Source organism: Streptomyces sp. NRRL S-378, from assembly GCF_000720645.1.
In the GTDB taxonomy this organism is placed as follows: domain Bacteria; phylum Actinomycetota; class Actinomycetes; order Streptomycetales; family Streptomycetaceae; genus Streptomyces.
In genome coordinates, this window is sequence record NZ_JOBX01000011.1 from 105,260 (window position 1) to 122,592 (window position 17,333).

General features: G+C 74.3%; 14 protein-coding genes and 1 pseudogene. 5 read left to right on the plus strand and 10 right to left on the minus strand.

Features of this window, described 5'->3' with window-relative positions:
* Nucleotides 1-89 precede the first annotated feature (89 nt).
* A complete protein-coding gene (locus tag IH80_RS0110520; RefSeq protein WP_030959510.1) occupies nucleotides 90-611 on the plus strand; it encodes a gluconokinase in 522 nt (173 codons plus the stop codon).
* Nucleotides 612-712: 101 nt separating this feature from the next.
* A pseudogene (locus IH80_RS42100) lies at nucleotides 713-1,048 on the plus strand (gluconate transporter); the annotation flags it as partial.
* Between the two features lie 30 nt (nucleotides 1,049-1,078).
* On the opposite strand, the gene IH80_RS44635 reads toward IH80_RS42100, so the two are convergent.
* The 4 genes from IH80_RS44635 to IH80_RS46850 all read right to left on the minus strand — a co-directional run bounded on the left by IH80_RS44635 (nucleotide 1,079) and on the right by IH80_RS46850 (nucleotide 8,610).
* On the minus strand, nucleotides 1,079-2,041 hold the full coding sequence (locus tag IH80_RS44635) for a hypothetical protein (RefSeq protein ID WP_051809049.1): 963 nt from the start codon (nucleotides 2,039-2,041) through the stop codon (nucleotides 1,079-1,081).
* 136 nt (nucleotides 2,042-2,177) lie between these two features.
* Nucleotides 2,178-3,803, minus strand: coding sequence for a cytochrome P450 (locus tag IH80_RS40715; protein WP_051809051.1), 1,626 nt, complete (start codon nucleotides 3,801-3,803; stop codon nucleotides 2,178-2,180).
* An 88-nt stretch (nucleotides 3,804-3,891) separates the two neighbouring features.
* Nucleotides 3,892-4,710, minus strand: a complete 819-nt coding sequence (locus IH80_RS0110540) for a hypothetical protein (RefSeq protein WP_030959516.1) — start codon at nucleotides 4,708-4,710, stop codon at nucleotides 3,892-3,894.
* 291 nt (nucleotides 4,711-5,001) lie between these two features.
* On the minus strand, nucleotides 5,002-8,610 hold the full coding sequence (locus IH80_RS46850) for a S8 family serine peptidase (RefSeq protein ID WP_030959517.1): 3,609 nt from the start codon (nucleotides 8,608-8,610) through the stop codon (nucleotides 5,002-5,004).
* Nucleotides 8,611-8,787: 177 nt separating this feature from the next.
* Here IH80_RS46850 and IH80_RS0110550 point away from each other — a divergent pair, with 177 nt between their 5' ends.
* The 3 genes from IH80_RS0110550 (at nucleotide 8,788) to IH80_RS0110560 (ending at nucleotide 12,454) form a co-directional block, all read left to right on the plus strand.
* Nucleotides 8,788-10,296 (plus strand): MFS transporter, encoded by a 1,509-nt coding sequence (locus tag IH80_RS0110550; protein ID WP_051809053.1) that lies wholly within the window; start codon nucleotides 8,788-8,790, stop codon nucleotides 10,294-10,296.
* A gap of 84 nt (nucleotides 10,297-10,380) precedes the next feature.
* Complete coding sequence (locus IH80_RS0110555) at nucleotides 10,381-10,713, plus strand: DUF6629 family protein (RefSeq protein WP_158943375.1); 333 nt, start codon at nucleotides 10,381-10,383, stop codon at nucleotides 10,711-10,713.
* A 91-nt stretch (nucleotides 10,714-10,804) separates the two neighbouring features.
* The gene (locus IH80_RS0110560) at nucleotides 10,805-12,454 is read left to right on the plus strand and encodes a GMC oxidoreductase (protein ID WP_030959522.1); all 1,650 of its coding nucleotides are present in this window, start codon (nucleotides 10,805-10,807) and stop codon (nucleotides 12,452-12,454) included.
* An 80-nt stretch (nucleotides 12,455-12,534) separates the two neighbouring features.
* Here the strand turns inward: IH80_RS0110560 and IH80_RS0110565 are convergent, their stop codons facing one another.
* The 6 genes from IH80_RS0110565 to IH80_RS0110590 all read right to left on the minus strand — a co-directional run bounded on the left by IH80_RS0110565 (nucleotide 12,535) and on the right by IH80_RS0110590 (nucleotide 17,326).
* Nucleotides 12,535-13,014: a carboxymuconolactone decarboxylase family protein gene (locus IH80_RS0110565; protein WP_030959523.1), complete on the minus strand. Its 480-nt coding sequence runs from the start codon at nucleotides 13,012-13,014 to the stop codon at nucleotides 12,535-12,537.
* Nucleotides 13,011-14,093 (minus strand): dihydrodipicolinate reductase, encoded by a 1,083-nt coding sequence (locus IH80_RS0110570; protein ID WP_030959524.1) that lies wholly within the window; start codon nucleotides 14,091-14,093, stop codon nucleotides 13,011-13,013. The genes IH80_RS0110565 and IH80_RS0110570 overlap by 4 nt, the downstream gene beginning before the upstream one ends.
* 70 nt (nucleotides 14,094-14,163) lie before the next feature.
* Entirely contained in the window at nucleotides 14,164-14,328 is a 165-nt protein-coding gene (locus tag IH80_RS45320) for a DUF6126 family protein (RefSeq protein WP_183064694.1), read from the minus strand.
* A complete protein-coding gene (locus tag IH80_RS0110580; RefSeq protein WP_037879461.1) occupies nucleotides 14,325-14,978 on the minus strand; it encodes a helix-turn-helix domain-containing protein in 654 nt (217 codons plus the stop codon). Before IH80_RS0110580 ends, IH80_RS45320 begins: the two co-directional genes overlap by 4 nt.
* Before the next feature lie 90 nt (nucleotides 14,979-15,068).
* On the minus strand, nucleotides 15,069-15,635 hold the full coding sequence (locus IH80_RS0110585; RefSeq protein WP_051809058.1) for an HPP family protein: 567 nt from the start codon (nucleotides 15,633-15,635) through the stop codon (nucleotides 15,069-15,071).
* 155 nt (nucleotides 15,636-15,790) lie between these two features.
* Nucleotides 15,791-17,326, minus strand: coding sequence for an ATP-dependent DNA ligase (locus IH80_RS0110590; protein ID WP_030959529.1), 1,536 nt, complete (start codon nucleotides 17,324-17,326; stop codon nucleotides 15,791-15,793).
* Nucleotides 17,327-17,333 lie beyond the last annotated feature (7 nt).

The window sequence follows — 17,333 nt, forward strand, 5'->3', positions numbered from 1 at the left end:
TGTTTTCGACCGGGGTCTTGAATACGTAGTACTTAATGGGCTTCAGTGGTGCCGCACGAACCGATGTCGACGAGGACAGCGAGGTAGACGTGAGCACCCAGCGCGTCATTGTGGTGATGGGCGTGGCCGGCACGGGCAAGACGACCGTGGGCCGGCTGCTCGCGGAACGGCTCGGCCTTCCCTACGCGGAGGGCGACGCCTTCCACCCGGCGGCCAACGTCGCCAAGATGGCGGCCGGCCATCCCCTGGACGACGCGGACCGGTGGCCCTGGCTGGACGCCGTCGGCGAGTGGATCCGCAACCGGGCCGGGACCTGCGGAGGCGTGATCGCGGCGTCCTCGCTCAAGCGCGTCTACCGCGACCGGCTGCGCGCCGCGGCCCCCCGGGCCGTGTTCGTACACCTCACCGGTGAACGCCCGCTGGTCGAGGAGCGGATGGCGGCACGCCGGGGCCACTTCATGCCCACCACCCTGCTGGAATCGCAGTTCGCCGCGCTGGAGCCGCTCCAGGACGACGAGCTCGGGGTTGAGATCGACGTTTCCGGTCCCCCGGAGGACGTCACCGAACGGGCCCTGGCCGCACTGCGCCGGCTCATCACCTCCGAGAACTGAGGCAACGTCACCGTGACCAGTCTCAGCCTCCCGGCCCTGGCGGCCGCCGCCGGCACCGGGCCGATCACCTCCTCGGGCAACACGCAGCTCGGGATCGCCACCTGTCGAAGGACTGGGCCGTCCCGACCCTGCTCCTGGCCTGGTTGATCGCCGTGGCGATCCGGCCGGCCACGGGCTCGGCGACCGTGGCCACCATCTCGGCGGCCGGTCTGGTGGCCCCGCTCGCCGCGGACACGGTCACCACCGGGACCTCGCTGCTGGTCCTCTCCGTCGGCGCCGGCTCGCTCTTCTTCAGCCACGTCAACGACGCCGGTTTCTGGCTGGTCAAGGAGTGCTTCGGGATGACCGTCGGGCAGACCGTGAAGACCTGGTCCGTCATGGAGACGGTCATCTCGGTGGTCGGCCTGGGCTGCGTCCTCCTGCTGTCCCTCGTGCTCTGGTTCCTGCCGACCGCGGTCCTGCAGCCGTCACGGGTCCTGCAGTTGGGCGGCGGCGAGGGCCAGACCGCCCGCCGCCGTCGCACAGCGCGCCGCGAGGTGCTCGACCTCGGCGCGCAGTGCCGCGGTCTCCCGGCCCTGCCATCCCGGCGACCAGGCCGCGGCCCCGCGCAGCCGGACCGCGTGCGCGCGCAGCGCGGCCGCATGGTCGCGGAGGTTGCCGCCCGCGGGCCACGGCGCCGGCCGGAGCGGACGGGGCCGCTGGGGCGGCCCGGCCGTCGCACGGCGCCGGACGGCACCACGATCGGGTGCCGGTCCCGCCGGGGGCCGAACGGGCAGGCCGGGGCCGCGGTCGCAGAAGGCCCGCAGGGCGGCTCCGAGGCCGAGGAGCGGTGGTGCCGGCTCGGCCCGGCAGGTGGCGACCTGCCAGCCGGCGTGGTCGTTGAAGGGGTTGGCGTCGGTGAGGGCGTTCCAGGCGAGGATGTCGGCGAACGACGGTGCCAGCAGGGAGAACGCGTGCTCGTCGCCCCGCTCGCGCACGATGTCGCGGAACAGCCGGACGGCCTCGGCCTGGCGGCCGGCTGCGGCGGCCCGCAGGACCGCCGCGGAGCCGGGGTCCTCCAGGAGTTCGGGGCGGCCGGCGCTCGCGGCCCGGATCCTGGCCTTCAGTCCGCAGACGGCGATGCTGATGGCGAGGCTCTCCCGGCCGGCCAGCACCCCGGCGAGCCGCCCGGCGCGGGCCGCGCCCCGCCCGCGCGCCGCCCAGCCGAGGCCCGCCGGGTCGGTGAGGGTGCGCAGCAGGGTGCGCCAGCCGCGTCTGCTGCGGCCGCCCCGGGCGAGCGCCGCCGCGGGCAGGCGGGCGCCGAAGGCCAGGCCGGAGGCGTAGCGGGCGGCCTCGCCGACCGCGTCGGCGGCCTCGGCAAGTGCGCGGCAGGGTGCGTCGATCTGGTCGGCGTCCGGGGCGGTGGACGCGGAGGTCGCGGCGTCGGACATGGGTTCCTCGTGGGTTTCGGCAGGGATCTGAAGGCGTACGGAGCAGGCGGGACGGGTGGGGCGGGTGGAGCCGGGCGGGACCTGTGCGGCCGGCTCCGGCTCCAGCTCCGGCTGCGGCGGCGGCGGTGCGACGTCGTCAGCGGCGGGTGAGGGTGAGCCGGACGCCGTGCGGGTCGAGCGTCACGGGCAGGGGTCCTACGGGGTCCAGGACCGGCCGGGTGGCGGTGATCCGGTGGCCGCGCAGCACCTCGGCGCAGAAGGCGGCGGTGATCATCAGTCCCAGCTGGTCGCCGGGGCAGCGGCCGCGGCCGTGGCTGAAGGGCGCCATCCGGATGTCCTGGTCGGCACCCGGGTTCTTCCAGCGGCCCGGTACGAAGACGTGGGCGGCCGGTACCCGCTCGGGGTCGCGCTGGTGGAACGCGGCGGGCAGGAGCACCGAGGTGCCGGCCGGGTGGCGTACGCCCCGCCATTCGGTCTCGGCGCGGGTGACGCGGATCAGGTCGGGCACCACCGGGTACAGGCGCAGCGATTCCCGGACACAGGCCCGCAGCCTGGGCAGTTCGCCGCGGGCCGGACCGGCGGCGACCTCGGCGGCCGCTTCGGCCGCGGCGGCGTCCTGTTCGCAGGGGTGCGCGCCGAGCAGGAGCAGGGTGCGCAGCAGGGTGTCGGGCACGGCGTCCATGGCCAGGAGCCAGAGGCGGGACTCGTCGCCGGGATCGGCTGCGCCGTCGGTACCGGCAGGGTCGGCCAGGCGGGCGGCGCGGGCGGCGAGGGTGTCCTCGCCCGCGCGGCGGACGTACTCCCGGATGCGGGCGCGGGCCTTGTCGTGGACCGAGCGCGCGGCGCGCCTCGGGCCGCCGCGCAGCCGCTTGTCCTCGGCGCGCAGTTGGGTGAGCCATCCGGCGAGCTCGTCGTCCTCGGCGGCCGGGTCGCCGAGCACGATCCGACGGGCGGCCCGGCTCGCGGCGTGCCGGGCGCGGGCGAGTTCGAGGGTCCCCGCGGCGGTCAGGTGCCGGGCCTCTTCCGACACGACCGTGAGGATCGGCCCGGCCGCAGGGTGCACGGGCTGTCCCGGGGCCAGCACGTCGGCGTTCATCCGCCGCCGCTCGGCGCGGTGTTCACCGCGGGCGCAGCCGGTGCCGTCCCCCTCGTGGTCGGGCTCGTGCGTGCTCAGGCCCCGGCACTTGCGCGGCGGGTCGGCCGCGAGGACGGTGACCGGCTCGGCGTAGAAGCGGCGCAGGTCCCGCGGGTCGAGCAGGACCAGGAGTGTCTTCCCGGACCGGGTGCGTACGAGTGCGGGCGCGTCCCCGTGGCGTGCGCGCAGGGCGCGCAGGGCGGCGGCGGAGGCGGAGGCGCGCACGTCGTCGGGCCGCCGGCGGATGGTGCGCGGCCGTCCGGTGCCGGAGAGCAGGGCGCCGAGGGCGGCGAACACGGTGGTCGCGGCCGCGGGGGACGCGGCGGGCGCCATAAGGGCGGCGGTACGGGCGGGCGCGGCGGGCTGCCGTCGGAACGGGGTGCTCATGGATGCCCGCCGGGCGGGGCTGTCCGTGCCCGGCGGCTGCGCGGCCGGTCCGGGGTCCGCGAGGGGCACGTGGCCCCGGGGCGTGCGGGCCGGTCGCTGCGCGGGGCGCGGCCGGACCGCCGGTCCGCCGGGTGTCCGCGGTTCGCCCCGCGTGGACCGTACCGGCAGCCCGGTCCGTTCCGCGAGGGCCCGTACCCGGGCCTTGAGCCCGTCGAGGGCGGCCCCTTGGACCGTACGCATCCGTGTACCTCCGCGACGGGAACGACGACAACGGCCGGTGACATCGGCATCACCGTACGTCCCGCCCGCGCAGTGCGCGCTCCGAGCGCTACGCCCGGGGGATCCCGTCCGGCCGGCTGCTCCGCACGGATGCGGCCGGGGTGAAGACGGCCTCGCGGAAGGTGGTGCGCAGCGTGCTGCGGGCGGCGGGGACGAGGACGGCCCAGCGGTGGTGGCGCGGGGAGATCCAGACGGCGGGGCCCGGCTCGGCCGGGGCGTGGTGCGTCCAGACGCCGTGGGGCGCGGGGTGCCAGAGGAGCCCGCGGGCGGGGGTGAGTTCGCCCGTGCGGATGCGGAGGGACTCGGCCGTCCAGGCGCGGGTGAGGGGTGCGGAGCCGCACGCGTCGCCGCGAGCAGCGGGAGCGCTCGGGTCGGCCGGACCACCGGGCCCGCCGGGGCCGCCCGGGTGCAGGAGGTTCCGCAGGAAGAGGACGAGGTCGGCGAGCGGCGCGCGGAGGGTGCCGTCGGCAAGGCGGGTGCGGGTCATGCCCAGCGGGCTCCAGACGCGTACCGCCGCGAGTTCGGCGAGGGTGCTGCCGGAGAGGTGTTCGACGAGGCGGGTGAGGGCGGCCGTGCCGCCGGGCTGCGTGAGGAGCTGGTGGGCGGTGGTTCCGGCGGGGGTGCCGGCCGCGGCCTCGTCCCCGTACGCGGCCAGGGGGGTGTGCAGGCTCAGCGCGCCGTCGTCGACGAGGGTCCCGACCGCCGGCCACAGGGCGAGGACGGCGGTGAGGCCGCCGACGTCGAGGTCGTCCGCGCCGTCCGAACCGGCGTGTGGGCCGTCCGGTCCGCCGACGGCCCACACCGCCCCGGGATCGGCGGACTCCACGAGGGCCCGGACGGCGTCTGCCTGGTCGCTCAGGAGCGTCATGGTCGTTCACGCTAGCCACCGGCGCCGCGGGGCCGGGGCAGGTCGCGCGGATCCGCCGCTCCCGCCACCCGAATGGGCCGGAAGGCACCGGGCCCGGACCGGAAGACACCGGGCCCGGATCCGGGAGTAACCGGCCCGGACCCGGGGCGGGAGGAACCGGCCCGGGTCCGGAAGACACCGGGCCCCGATCCGGGAGTAACCGGCCCGGACCCGGGACGGAAGGAACCGGCCCGGATCCGGAAGGAGGGGGCGGGGCCGGCGGGCGCCCCGCCCCCTCACCGTGTCAGCCGGTCAGCCCTTGTCGGGCCGGTCGGTCACCCGGAGGGTGTTCAGCAGGGGCTTGCCGAATCCGGAGTGCGTCACGAAGCGGACGTTGAGGACGCCGTCCGTGACCGTGACTGTGTACGTGCGGGTCAGGGCCGTGTAGGTGCCCGCCTCCAGCGCGATGTCGAGGGAGGGCAGGACCTGTGTGCCCTCGGCCAGGACGTCGAAGACGCGCTTGTTCGGCTTGGTGGAGGAGAGTTCCGCGAAGCCGAGCTCCACCGTGTAGGTGCCGTTCGGCACGTTGTCGAAGCGGTACTCGTACATGCCCTCGCGGGCGTTGCGGAAGAGCCGCTGTTCGTCCGTGCCGGCGATGGTGCGGCCGGTGGAGTGCACGGTGCCGTTGCCCTGGTAGCCGTACGAGCCCGCCGTGTACTTGCGGTCCGGGGACCAGGCGTCGCCGAGGGCGTCGGTGCTGCCGTAGCCGGACCCCGCGTCCAGGGCGACCTGGTAGCGGGGGACGACGACCTTGACCGGGACGGTGAGGACCGGGGTGCGGCCGCTCGCCGAGGCGATCTTCAGGTCGGCGGTGAGGACCGTGCCGGGAGCCAGCCCGGTCGTGTCCACCGAGAGGGTGAGCGGGACCTTGGCGCCGGTCGGCAGGTCACCGCTCGCCGGTGTGGCGGTCAGCCAGGCCGCGTCCTCGGACACCGTGAACGCCGTGCCGAGGCCCGGGTTGGTGAGGTCCAGGGTCCGCGTGCGCTGCTGGCCGGCCGGGAGCACGACCTCCAGCGCCGGCCGGGACGCCGTCACCTTTCCGGTGCGCAGCGACTGCGTCACCGTCGTGACGTCGGCGGCCTTGACGTCCACCGTCGCCGTGGCGGACTGGTACTGCGGCGCCGCGAGGGAGACGCTCCGCGAGCCGGAGGGGCTCTGGACGACGTACCCGCCGTCGGCCGCCGTGGTCGCCGACACCGCGGTGTCGCCGGTGCCCACGGTCACCGTGGCGCCCGCCACGCCGTTGCCGTCATTGGCGTCGAGCACCCGGCCCGCCACGACGCCGCTCTTGGTGGTGCGGAAGGCGATGGACAGGCCGCCCGTGATGACCGGGGTGTTGAAGGAGTACTTGAAGGCGTCGGTTCCGGTGGCGTTCTCCACGCCGACGGTGGCCGTGGAGCCGCCCTTGATACCGGTGCCGCCCGTGCCCTTGTAGGAGTACGTGACGGTGCCGTCCTCGCCGATCGCCGCGGAGAAGGAGAACTTGTCGGCCTGCGCCGACCAGTGGGACACCTCGCGCCACTCGATCACGTAGCTGCGGTGCGGGGCGGTGCCGGTGACCGCGGTGAAGACGCCCGAGCCGCTGCCCGCCGCGCCGACGACCAGGTCGTCCCAGAAGGGGTAGAGGGCCGCGTTGGGCGTGGCCGTGCTCGGCAGGTCGCCGTTGATGTCACCGGTGTGGTTGCCGCCGAAGCTGACCGTGCCGTTGGTACCGATCCAGGCCTGGGCGTACGTCTTGCCGTACAGCGGCAGCGGGAAGGGCAGGTCGACCCGTTCGGTGGTGTTGTCGCCGGTCAGGGCGAGCTGCCGGCTGCCCTCCAGGTACGGCCGGTCGCCGGCGGTGGCGCAGGCGTAGCCGTAGCCGTCCGTGCGCTCGGGCAGGTTCACCGCGACGGTGGTGTCTCCGCCGACGGCGACCTCGGCGGTGCCCGGGCTGAGGCAGCGGGAGGTGTGGGTGGCGTTCACCCGGTAGGTGCCGTGCGGCAGGGTGACCTCGAAGCGGCCCTGTGCGTCGGCGGTGGCGGTCACCGGGGTGTCCGCGATGGTGACGGCGGCCCCGGCGGCGGGGCCGGAGGCCGAGGCCACGGTTCCGGTGACCGTGCCGGAGGGGGCCCGGGTGAGGGTGAAGTCGCCGGTGGCGGTGGCGTTCTCGGTGACGGTGGCGGTCGCGGTCTGCTGCCCGTAGCCGAACTTGGCCGCGGTCAGGGTGTACTCGCCCACCGAGAGGGCCGGGAAGGAGTAGCTGCCGTCGGCGGCCGTGGTGGCGGTGCGGTCGATCGGGCCGTCGGCGGTGACCTTCACGCCCGCGAGGGGCTGGCCGCCGGAGCGGACGGTGCCGCCGAGGGCGCCGAGCGCGCCGCGCGGGGCGGCGTCCACGGCGGCGAGGACGTCGAGCCGGCCCTCGCCGAAGACGTTGTTGTCGGCGGTGTTGCCACCGCACTGGCCGCTGTCGGTGTCCAGGGCGGTGCCGTCCAGGAGCGACTCGGTCTGCGCGATGTCGCCCTCGAGGGACGGGGCGGCGGACCACAGCAGGGCCACGGCGGCCGCGGTGTGCGGCGAAGCCATGGAGGTGCCGGAGAAGGCCTCGTACGCGCCGCCGGGGACGGAGGAGCGGACGTTCACGCCCGGCGCGGAGATGTTCGGCTTGACGATGCCCCCGGGACCGGCGCCCCGCGAGGAGAAGGACGCGATGGCGTTGTTGATGTCGAAGGCGCCGGAGCTGTAGGAGCTCGCGTAGTCACCGGGTGAGCCGCTGGTGTTGCAGCCTGGTCCGGCGTTGCCGTTGGAGAAGGCCGGGAAGATGCCGGCGGCCCGCCACGTGTCGACGATCTGCTGGTACCAGCTGTCGCCGCCCGTGCCGCCCCAGGAGTTGTTGACGATGTGGGGGGCGAGGTCGGGACGCGGGTTCTGGCCGTTCAGGTCCGTCGGGGCGACGATCCACTGGCCGGAGGCGAGCAGCGAGGCCTCGGAGCAGGAGTTGGACTCGCATCCCTTGGCCGCGATCCACTGGGCGCCGGGGGCGACACCGATCTTGTTGGCGCCGCCGTCGTCGCCGACCATCGTGCCCATGGTGTGGGTGCCGTGGTCGTTGTTGTCGCACGGTGCGGCGCCGGCGCAGACGCCCGCCGGGTCGAACCAGTTGTAGGCGTGGGAGTAGCTGCCGTCCGCGTTCTTGCCGCGGTACTGGTGGGCCACGGCCGGGTGCGTGAAGTCGACGCCGCTGTCGATGTTGGCGACGACGATGCCCTCGCCGCGGACGCCGATCCGGTCCCACACCTGCGGGGCCTTGATCCGGTCGATGTTCCACTCGACGGCGTCGGCGACGGCCTTCTCGCGCTTGCCCTCGGCGGGCTTGGGGAGGTCGACCCTGTCGTCGGCGTCGATCCGGGCCACCTCGGGGCGCTGCGCGAGGGTTCCGGCGAGCTTCTCGCTGCCGACGACGCGGACGGCGTTGACGATCCAGTACGAGGTGTACTCGGCCCCGGCGCCTTCCAGGGCCTTGATGACATCGGCCTGGGTGCGCGCGGCGTGGTCCTTCTTCGTCCTCAGCACGGTCTCGGCCTTGGCCGCGCGGGTCTGCTGTTTCCCCGCGGCGGTGAGGTCGGCGGCGCTGTCGAGGTAGACCCAGAAGACGGCCTTGGCGGAGCCGTCGAGCTGGGCGCGGAGCTTGGGTTCGATCTTCCGCTCGGCCGCGCTCGGCCCTCCGCTGCCGGGATCCGGTGCGGCCGCGGCGACGCCCGCGCCGAGCGGGAGCAACAGGACCGAGGTGAGGGCGGCGAGCGCCGTGCGTAAGGACCGTGCGGGCCGGCCCGGCCTTGTGGGCCGTAGGGCTCGTGAGGACCGCTTGTCGCGTTGGGCCACGTGTTGTCTCCTCGTACGCCGTGTGCGGGATGTGCGGGAAGGGTGCGCGTGACGTGCGCGGGTCATGGTGAACGAGACGTCATGTTCATTACAAGAGGGCCTAATGAGCCGTCTCCGGCCCCGCGGACCGGGCGCGCCCCGCTGGCCCTTCGGCGCGCGGCGGGCCAGCCTGAAGGCATGACCGCGCCCGCGGAGCCGCCCGTCGTGCCGCCCGAGCCCGCCGTACCGCTCGCCTCGGCGCGCGGCCGGTGGATCCTGCTGGCGACGGTGCTCGGCTCGACCATGGCCATGCTGGACTCGACCGTCGTGAACGTGGCCCTCCCCCGCATCGGGGAGGACCTCGACGCCGATCTGGCGGTGCTGCAGTGGACGGTGAACGCCTACCTGCTCACCCTGGCCGGCCTGATCCTCGTCGGCGGGGCGCTGGGCGACCGCTTCGGCCGCCGCCGGATCTTCGTGCTGGGCACGGTGTGGTTCGCGGTGGGTTCCCTGCTGTGCGGGATCGCGCCGAACGCCGGGGTGCTGGTGGCCGCCCGGGCCCTGCAGGGCGTCGGCGGGGCACTGCTGACGCCCGGCTCGCTCGCCCTGATCCAGGGCTCGATCCGGGCCGGGGACCGGGGCCGCGCGGTGGGTCTGTGGTCGGGGCTGGGCGGTGTCGGCGCGGCGGTGGGACCGTTCGTCGGCGGCTGGCTGGTGGACGGGCCGGGCTGGCGGTGGGTGTTCCTGCTGAACGTGCCCGTGGCCGCGCTGTGCGTACCGGTGGCGCTGCGGCACGTACCGGAGTCGCGGGACCCGCAGGCGCACGGACGCTTCGACGTGGCCGGGGCGGTGCTCGGCGCGGGCGCCCTCGGCCTGGTCACCTACGCGCTGATCGAAGCCTCGTCGGGCACCGCCCCGGTGATCGCCGCGGCGGTGGGCGGGGTGCTGCTCGGCGCCGCCTTCGTGTGGGTGGAACGGCACCGGGCCGATCCGATGGTGCCGCCGGACATCTTCACCTCCCGGCAGTTCACGGCCGTCAACCTCGTCACCCTGTGCGTGTACGCGGCCTTCAGCGGCTTCTTCTTCCTCGTGGTGCTCCAGCTCCAGGTGGTCGCCGGGTACTCGGCGCTGGCAGCCGGGGCCGCCCTGCTGCCGACGACCCTGCTGATGCTGCTGCTGTCGGCCCGCTCGGGCGAGATCGGCGACCGGATCGGGCCGCGCGTCCCGCTCACCGTGGGGCCGCTGCTGTGCGCGGCGGGGACCCTGCTGACGCTGCGGATCGGCCCAGGGGCGTCCTACGCGGGGGACGTGCTGCCGGCGATGGTGGTGATGGGGCTCGGGATGGTGACCCTGGTGGCTCCGCTGACGGCGACCGTCCTGTCCTCGGTGGACCCGGGGCGGGCGGGCCTGGCCAGCGGCATCAACAACGCCGCGGCGCGCGCGGCTGGGCTGCTCGCGGTGGCGGCGCTGCCGCTGCTGGCCGGGATGGGGCCGGAGTCGTACCTCTCGGGGACGCAGTTCGACGCCGCTTTCGGGCGGGCGATGCCCTGGTGCGCGGGCGCCCTCGTGGCCGGCGCGGTCGTGGCGTGGGCGACCGTACGCTCCCCCGCGCCCGGGGCCTGCCACCCGCAGTGCCACACGCACTGCGCGCTGTCCTCACCGCCGCTCGAACCCCGCGAGCGGGGCGACCGTACGGCGCCGGGCTGATCGCGCGCGCTGGAGCGTGACGACGGATCGGGTGGCGGGCTCGGCCGGTGGCCGCCGCCGTGGCGCCCGTGGGCGCCGGTGGCGGTGGGTCTCGCGACCGCCGGGGCACGCGCGTACGGCCTCGCGAGCGGGCCGGTGACCGCCGGGATCCGGGGCCGCACCATCGGCTACGGCGTGAAGGTTCCGTGGACGCCCCCGGCCCGGACGGGCTGCCCGTTCGCCACCCCGGGCGCACTGCTGCTCGCCGGGGACCGGCGGCTGCGGACTCTCGGCATGGTGCTCGCGGCGGGGGCACCGGCCTGCTCAGCGCTGTGGCGGCCGGAATTCGCCGCCACCCGGTGCGTCTTCGCGGCGGTCGCGTCGCTGCTCGTCCCGGGCCGGGCCCGGGGCCGGGAACCGGCCGCCGTGGGCCGCTGATCGACCGAAAGTTACCTAGACGTATGTAGTGACTTCACACGCGGTCAGCAGTAGAACTCGTTCCCATTCCATCGAGAGTGAGGAACGTCACATGGGTGACAACACCCTGCCTGAAAGAGGCTCCAATGGAATTTCACGTCGCGGATTCCTAGGTAGAACAGGTTCCATCATCGGGGCAGTGGCGCTGGCCGGCCACGTCACCCCGGCGGCCGCTACGGCGGCCGTGGCCGCACCGGGGCCCCTCACCGACGGCGCCCGGGTACCGGTCCTGGTCATCGGCACCGGCTACGGCGGCTCGGTGGCGGCGCTGCGGCTGGCCCAGGCCGGAGTGGACGTACAGATGGTCGAGATGGGCATGAACTGGGACACCCCCGGCCCGGACGGCAAGGTCTTCCCGAAGGTGACCAGCCCGGACTACCGCTCCTTCTGGCTCCGCACCCGGACCAAGGCCCCGCTCAGCAACTTCCTCGGCTTCCCCATCGACAAGGACGTCCCCAAGTACACGGGGATCCTGGACGCCGAGGACTTCGCCGGCATCACGGTCTACCAGGGCCGGGGCGTCGGCGGCGGCTCGCTCGTCAACGGCGGCATGGCGGTCACGCCCAAGCGCGCGAACTTCGCCGCCGTCCTGCCGTCGGTGAACGCCGACGAGATGTACGACACCTACTACCCGAGGGCCAACGCCGGGCTCGGCGTCGGGATGGTCGACCCGGCCTGGTTCGACACCGCGGACTGCTACCAGTTCTCCCGCGTCGGCCGCAAGCACGCCCAGCGCTCCGGCTTCGCCTGGACCTTCGTGCCCGACGTCTACGACTGGGACTACATGAAGAACGAGGCGGCCGGCACCGCCACCAAGTCCGCGCTGGCCGGGGAAATCCTCTACGGCAACAACCACGGCAAGAAGTCGCTGGTGCAGACGTACCTGGCCCGGGCCAGGGCCACGGGCAGGGTCACCGTCTCCCCCCTGCACAAGGTCACCACGGTCTCCCCCGCCGCGGGCGGCGGCTACACGGTCGCCATCGACCAGATCAACACCACCGGGGACACCGTGGCCACCAAGACCGTCACCGCCGACCGGGTGTTCTTCGCGGCCGGCAGCGTCGGCACCAGCAAGCTCCTGGTCAAGCTCAAGGCGACCGGGGCCCTGCCGAACCTCAACGGCGAGGTGGGCAAGGGCTGGGGAGAGAACGGCAACGTCATGTGCGGCCGCGCCAACCACATGTGGGACCCGACCGGCAAGCTCCAGTCGACCATCCCCTGCTCCGGCATCGACAACTGGGACGCCGGCGGCGCCTTCGCCGAGGTCGCCCCGCTCCCCACCGGGATCGAGACCTACGCCTCCTTCTACCTGTCGATCACGAAGAATCCCCACCGTGCCGAGTTCACCTGGAACGCCGCGACGGGCAGGGCGGAGCTGAGCTGGCAGACGGCCTGGAAGCAGCCGTCCATCAGCATGGCCAAGACCATCTTCGACAAGATCAATTCCAAGGAGGGGACGATCTACCGGACCGACCTGTTCGGCGGCAACAAGATCTGGAACGACACCCTCACCTACCACCCGCTCGGCGGCGCCGTCCTGGACAAGGCCACCGACCACTACGGCCGTCTGCACGGCTACACCGGTCTGTACGTGATCGACGGCGCGCTGATCCCCGGAAACGCCAGCGTGAACCCGTTCGTCACCATCACCGCGCTCGCCGAGCGCAACATCGAGAAGATCATCGCCACCGACCTCCCGTAGGGCCGCGTCCTCCCCCCAGCGGCCGGGGCCGTTCGGATGCGCCGAACGGCCCCTTTTCCGTGCCCGCGTCCGGGGCCCGCTCAGTGCCCGGGCAACACGCAGACGCTGTCGAGGCCCAGCACGTGGTTGAGCCTCCCGAAGGCCAGCCAGGACCCGATGCTCATCGTGAGCTCCACGATCTCCAACTGGCTGTAGTGCGCGGTCATCCGGTCCCAGAACTCCTCGTCGAGACCGTGGTGGTCGAGGGTGTAACGCTCCGCGTACTCCGCCGCCAGCCGGGTGCGCTCGTCGAACGCCTCGGTGGTGCGCCACTCGGTGACCGCGTCGGCGAACTCCTCCTCGACCTTCTCCCCCTCCCGTTCGGTCCGCCAGTCCAGGCAGAACACGCACCCGTTGATCTGCGCGACGCGCAGCCGGGCCGCCTCGAACTCGCGCAGCCCCAGGGTGGTGTGGGCGTACACCGACAGGGAGAAGTTGGCGGCGGCCATGCCGATCCCGGGCACCATGTCGCCCCACACGTACTCGATCGGGTGCTGGCCTTCGGGGATGTCGATCCTCATGACGGTTTCCTTCCGAGTCTGCCGGTGGCGGGACGCAACGGGACGTCGAGGGCGTCGTACAGTCCGGGCTCGGCCCCGGTGAGCCAGTCGATGGCGCCGACGAGACGGCCGACGGCGGTGGCGTTGCCCCCGGCCGAGCGGTTCCCGCCCTCGTCGGTGGCCTCGACGGTGACCTCGATGCGGGGGCGGCCCTCGATCACGACCCGGTGGGCGCCGTCGCCCCCGTCCGGCGGCACGGGCCAGTCCGGGGCGCACGAGGCGTGGATGCGGGTGACGTGCTCGATGACGATGCGGGGCTCGCCGGCGACGACGCCCTGGACCTCGAAGCGGACGGCGCCCTGGGTGCCCGCCTCGAAGGCGCCCATGGTGCGGGTGGTCACGGTGGTGTCGAGGGCGCGGCGCTCCGACGTCTCGCGGATCTCGTCGAGTTCGACGCCGAGCGCCCTGGCCATCATCCGTATCTGGCCGCCCCAGACCATGGTGGGGACCGAGGGCATGAGCATCATCGGCTCGAAGTCCATGGGGTGGCCCATGCCGACGAGGTTGCGGACGGAGTCCGGCTGGTCGTAGGTGGAGTAGTCGAAGATCTCCTGGCAGCGGATGGCGTCGATGGTGGTGCCGAGTCCGCTGAGCAGGAGCGGGAGTACGTCGTTGCCCCAGCCGGGGTCGACGCCGGAGGCGAAGAGCGAGCCGCCGCCCTCCGCGATGGCCGCCAGCACCGGGTCGCGGAACTCCGGCGGCGCGCTGCGGTGGTCGTAGAGCGGGTAGAGGGCCGGGCTGACGACGACCGCGCCCGCCCGGATCGCACGGGTGATGTCGGCGAGGGCCTCGTCGGGCCGGACGTCCCCGGACGCGGCGTACACCACGGCGCGGGGGCGGCCGGCCAGGACGGCTTCGGCGTCGTCGGTGGCCTCGACGCCCAACAGGTGGTCGAGGCCGCCGAGTTCGCCCGCGTCGCGGCCGACCTTGGCTGGATTGTGGACGATGACGGCGGAGAGTTTCAGCGCGGGATGGGCCGCGACGGCGCGGATGGCCAGACGGCCGACGTTGCCGGTACCCCAGACAACCGTGGGAATCATGCGCGGAGGGTAGCCACCGGCCCCGCACCTTTCCATAGCCGCGCGGCCCGAACTCGCGCGCTCCGGGCGGCTACTGGTTCTGGCCACCCAGGACGAAGAGGAGGTAGACGAAGAAGGCGAAGAGGTGGCCGACGAACAGGTAGGCGATCAGCCGGATGATCAGGCCGCGGGGGAACTTGGCCTCGAAGCGCGCGCGGACGCCGACGGGCTTGTCCGCAGGGGGCACGGGGGTCATGGGTGGCTCCTCGCCTGTCGGTGGTGCGTGGTGGTCGGGGCCCCGCCGAGGCACAGCCCGGCGAGGCTGCTCTGGAGCAGGGTGTGGACGAACAGCAGGTCGGCCCCGCCGGAGGAGGCCGCGCCGATCCGGTGCGGGGTGAGGGAGTCGAAGTGCGCGCTGTCCCCCGGCTCCAGCAGGTACTCGGCCTCGCCCAGGTGCAGGCGCAGCCGCCCCTGGAGGACGTGCAGCCATTCCTCACCGGGGTGGACGCGGACCAGCTCGTCCGGGCCGCTGCCGTACGGGACGTGCACGCGCAGCGCCTGCATCCCGCGGCCGGCGCCGCCCGCCTGCCAGTACGTCCAGCCGTCGGCCTCGCGGGCACCGGGACCGCCGGCCCGTACGATGGGATCGGCGACGGGGGAGGTCTCGCCGAGCAGTTCGGAGACCGTCGTACCGTAGGTGCGGGCGAGCCCCAGCAGGAGCGGCAGCGAGGGCTGCCGCCTCCCGGTCTCCAGACGGGACAGGTGGGCGGGCGAGAGCCGCGCCCGGGCGGCGGCGGCCTCCAGGGTGAGACCGGCGCGCCGGCGCAGCTCGCGCAGCTGCGGTGCCACGGCGGGCAGCTCGTCGGCCGTGGCGTCGGAGCGGTCGGGGGCGGGACCGGGGTTCATGTCCCTGATTGAGCCAGAGTCTTGCCTTTCCGGCAAATCTCCTTGCCTCTGAGGCAAACGGCTCGCGCATTCACCGGGGGGCTGCCCCGGCTACCACCAGCGGACGGGGTACCGGGGCGCCGACCGGTGCAGGCGGGAGGCGGCGAGACCGCCGAGGACGAGGACCGCCGTGGCACAGAACAACAGCGGGACGAACCGCGCGGGGGCCGGGGCCTGGAACACGACGACGACGGCGGTGGCGCAGGCGGGCGAGTGCTGGGTCCGGGTGAGGCTCGTGGCGGCGAAGGTCAGCCCTCCGGCCAGGGCCGCGCTCCAGGGGCTGCTCGGCGCGACCGCGAGGACCGCGTAACCGGCCGCGGCGCCGAGGAGGTGGGCCAGGACGACGGTCCGGGGCTGGGCCGTGGGCAGGGCCGGGGTGTAGTGCAGGACGGCGGCGCTGGCGGCCAGGGACGGTATGAGGACCGGTTCGCCGATGATCGCGCCGATGGCGGCGACGGCGAGGAGGGCGGCGGCGACGGCACCGGAGCCGTGGAGGACCGCGGCAGCGGCGACCCGGACCCGGTGCAGGCGCCCCGTCTGCACCGGCGGGGGTACGCCGTCGCGGGGAGCGTCGGTGCCGGGGAGTGCCCGGGGGGACAGCACGGAGTCAACGTCCACGATGGCGGCTCCTGGCGCGGCGGGTCACGGTCACGGGTGGGCGGAGCGACGGGGCGGGCCCGTCGTGACACGTGCCGTCCGTCAGGGCCCGGCACGTGGACGGCCACCTTGGCCCGCGCGTCTATCGCCGTCCTACGACGGTTCGATGGCCCGGCTCAGGGCGTGTTCCCCCGGCCCAGGACCGTCTCGACGGTGTCGGCCTGCTCCGCCGTCTTGTCCGGGCGGTGCCGCAGCACGCGGGCGAAGCGCAGGGCCACTCCGGCCGGGTAGCGCGGCGAGCGCTGCAGGCCGTCGTAGGCGATCTCCACCACCAGTTCCGGCCGGACCCGTACGGTGAACCCGTCGTCCGAGGTGGCGAGCGCGCGCAGCGCCTGCGTCTGCCACCGCAGCATCTCGTCGGTGAGGCCCTTGAAGGTCTTGCCGAGCATGGCGAAGGTACCGTCGGCGGCCCTCGCCCCCAGGTGCAGGTTGGAGAGGAGTCCGGTGCGCCGGCCGTGGCCCCATTCGGCGGCGAGCACGACCAGGTCCAGGGTGTGCACCGGTTTCACCTTCAGCCAGAACCTGCCGCGCCGGCCGGCCGCGTACGCCGAGTCCAGGGCCTTGACCACCACGCCCTCGTGGCCGCGGCGCAGGGTCTCCGCCCAGAACGCCACGGCCTCGGCCTCCTGGGCCGCCGGGTCCCGCACCTCCAGGCGGCCGACCCGGGCGGCCTCGGGCACGAGGGCGGCGAGGGCCTCGTACCGCTCACGGACCGGCAGGTCGAGCAGGACGTCGTCGCCGACGGCCAGGACGTCGAAGAAATACGGCACGACCGGCAGCGTCCGCCGGGCGGCGGCCACGTCCACCCGGGAGCCGACCCGGCTCGCGATCTCCTGGAAGGGGACGGGGCGGCCGTCCGCCGTCTGCCCGATGACCTCTCCGTCGAGGATGAACCGCTGCCCCGCCAGCGACCGGGCCAGTTCCGCCACCTCCGGCAGCCGCCCGGTGATCTCGTCGAGGGAGCGCGTGTAGATGCGTACGTCCTCCCCCTCCCGGTGGACCTGCACCCGGATGCCGTCGAGCTTCTCCTCCACCGCGCACGGGCCGAGCGCGGCGAGCGCCTCGGTGACCGATCCGGCGGTGCCCGCCAGCATCGGCTGGACGGGCCGGCCCACCCGCAGGGTCACCGCGCGCAGCGCCTCGGCGCCCTCGGCGAGCACCGCCTCGGCGACCCGGGGCAGGGAGCCGTCCAGCATCACCGCCCGGCGCAACGCGGCCGCCGGTACCCCGGCGGCCGCGGCCACGCCGTCCAGGGCCACCGCGTCGAGCGCGCCCTGGCGCACCTCGCCGGAGAGCAGGCTGCGCAGGAAGGCCTGCTCGGCCTCGGTGGCCGCGCCCAGGAGGCCGGCGACGAGGGCGCTGCGCCGGGCGGCGGAGCCGGCGCCGGCCTCCGCGGCGAGGGCGCTCACCGCCGCGTCGACGTCGCGGACGGTGAGGGTGGGCTGCGGCGCCGGTGCGCTCTCCTGGGCCAGGGTGCGCCAGCCGATGCCGGGCCGGCCCTGCGGGAGCCGTCCGGAGAGGTAGGAGATGACCAGCCCGGCCTCCTCGGGCGGGGCGGCGGCGAAGAGCTCCGCGAGCAGAGCGGTCTTGCGGGAACGGGCGGAAGTGGCGGCGACTTCCCTGGACACGCGAGCGACATCGGCCAGCAGCATGCGGCCA

Bases quoted from the DNA above. Each gene is read 5' to 3' on its own strand.
- IH80_RS0110570 (WP_030959524.1), bottom strand. From the start codon at position 14,093: ATGATTCCCACGGTTGTCTGGGGTACCGGCAACGTCGGCCGTCTGGCC.
- IH80_RS0110590 (WP_030959529.1), bottom strand. From the start codon at position 17,326: ATGCTGCTGGCCGATGTCGCTCGCGTGTCCAGGGAAGTCGCCGCCACT.
- IH80_RS0110550 (WP_051809053.1), top strand. From the start codon at position 8,788: ATGACCGCGCCCGCGGAGCCGCCCGTCGTGCCGCCCGAGCCCGCCGTA.
- IH80_RS0110580 (WP_037879461.1), bottom strand. From the start codon at position 14,978: ATGAACCCCGGTCCCGCCCCCGACCGCTCCGACGCCACGGCCGACGAG.
- IH80_RS44635 (WP_051809049.1), bottom strand. From the start codon at position 2,041: ATGTCCGACGCCGCGACCTCCGCGTCCACCGCCCCGGACGCCGACCAG.
- IH80_RS40715 (WP_051809051.1), bottom strand. From the start codon at position 3,803: ATGCGTACGGTCCAAGGGGCCGCCCTCGACGGGCTCAAGGCCCGGGTA.
- IH80_RS0110540 (WP_030959516.1), bottom strand. From the start codon at position 4,710: ATGACGCTCCTGAGCGACCAGGCAGACGCCGTCCGGGCCCTCGTGGAG.
- IH80_RS0110565 (WP_030959523.1), bottom strand. From the start codon at position 13,014: ATGAGGATCGACATCCCCGAAGGCCAGCACCCGATCGAGTACGTGTGG.
- IH80_RS45320 (WP_183064694.1), bottom strand. From the start codon at position 14,328: ATGACCCCCGTGCCCCCTGCGGACAAGCCCGTCGGCGTCCGCGCGCGC.
- IH80_RS0110560 (WP_030959522.1), top strand. From the start codon at position 10,805: ATGGGTGACAACACCCTGCCTGAAAGAGGCTCCAATGGAATTTCACGT.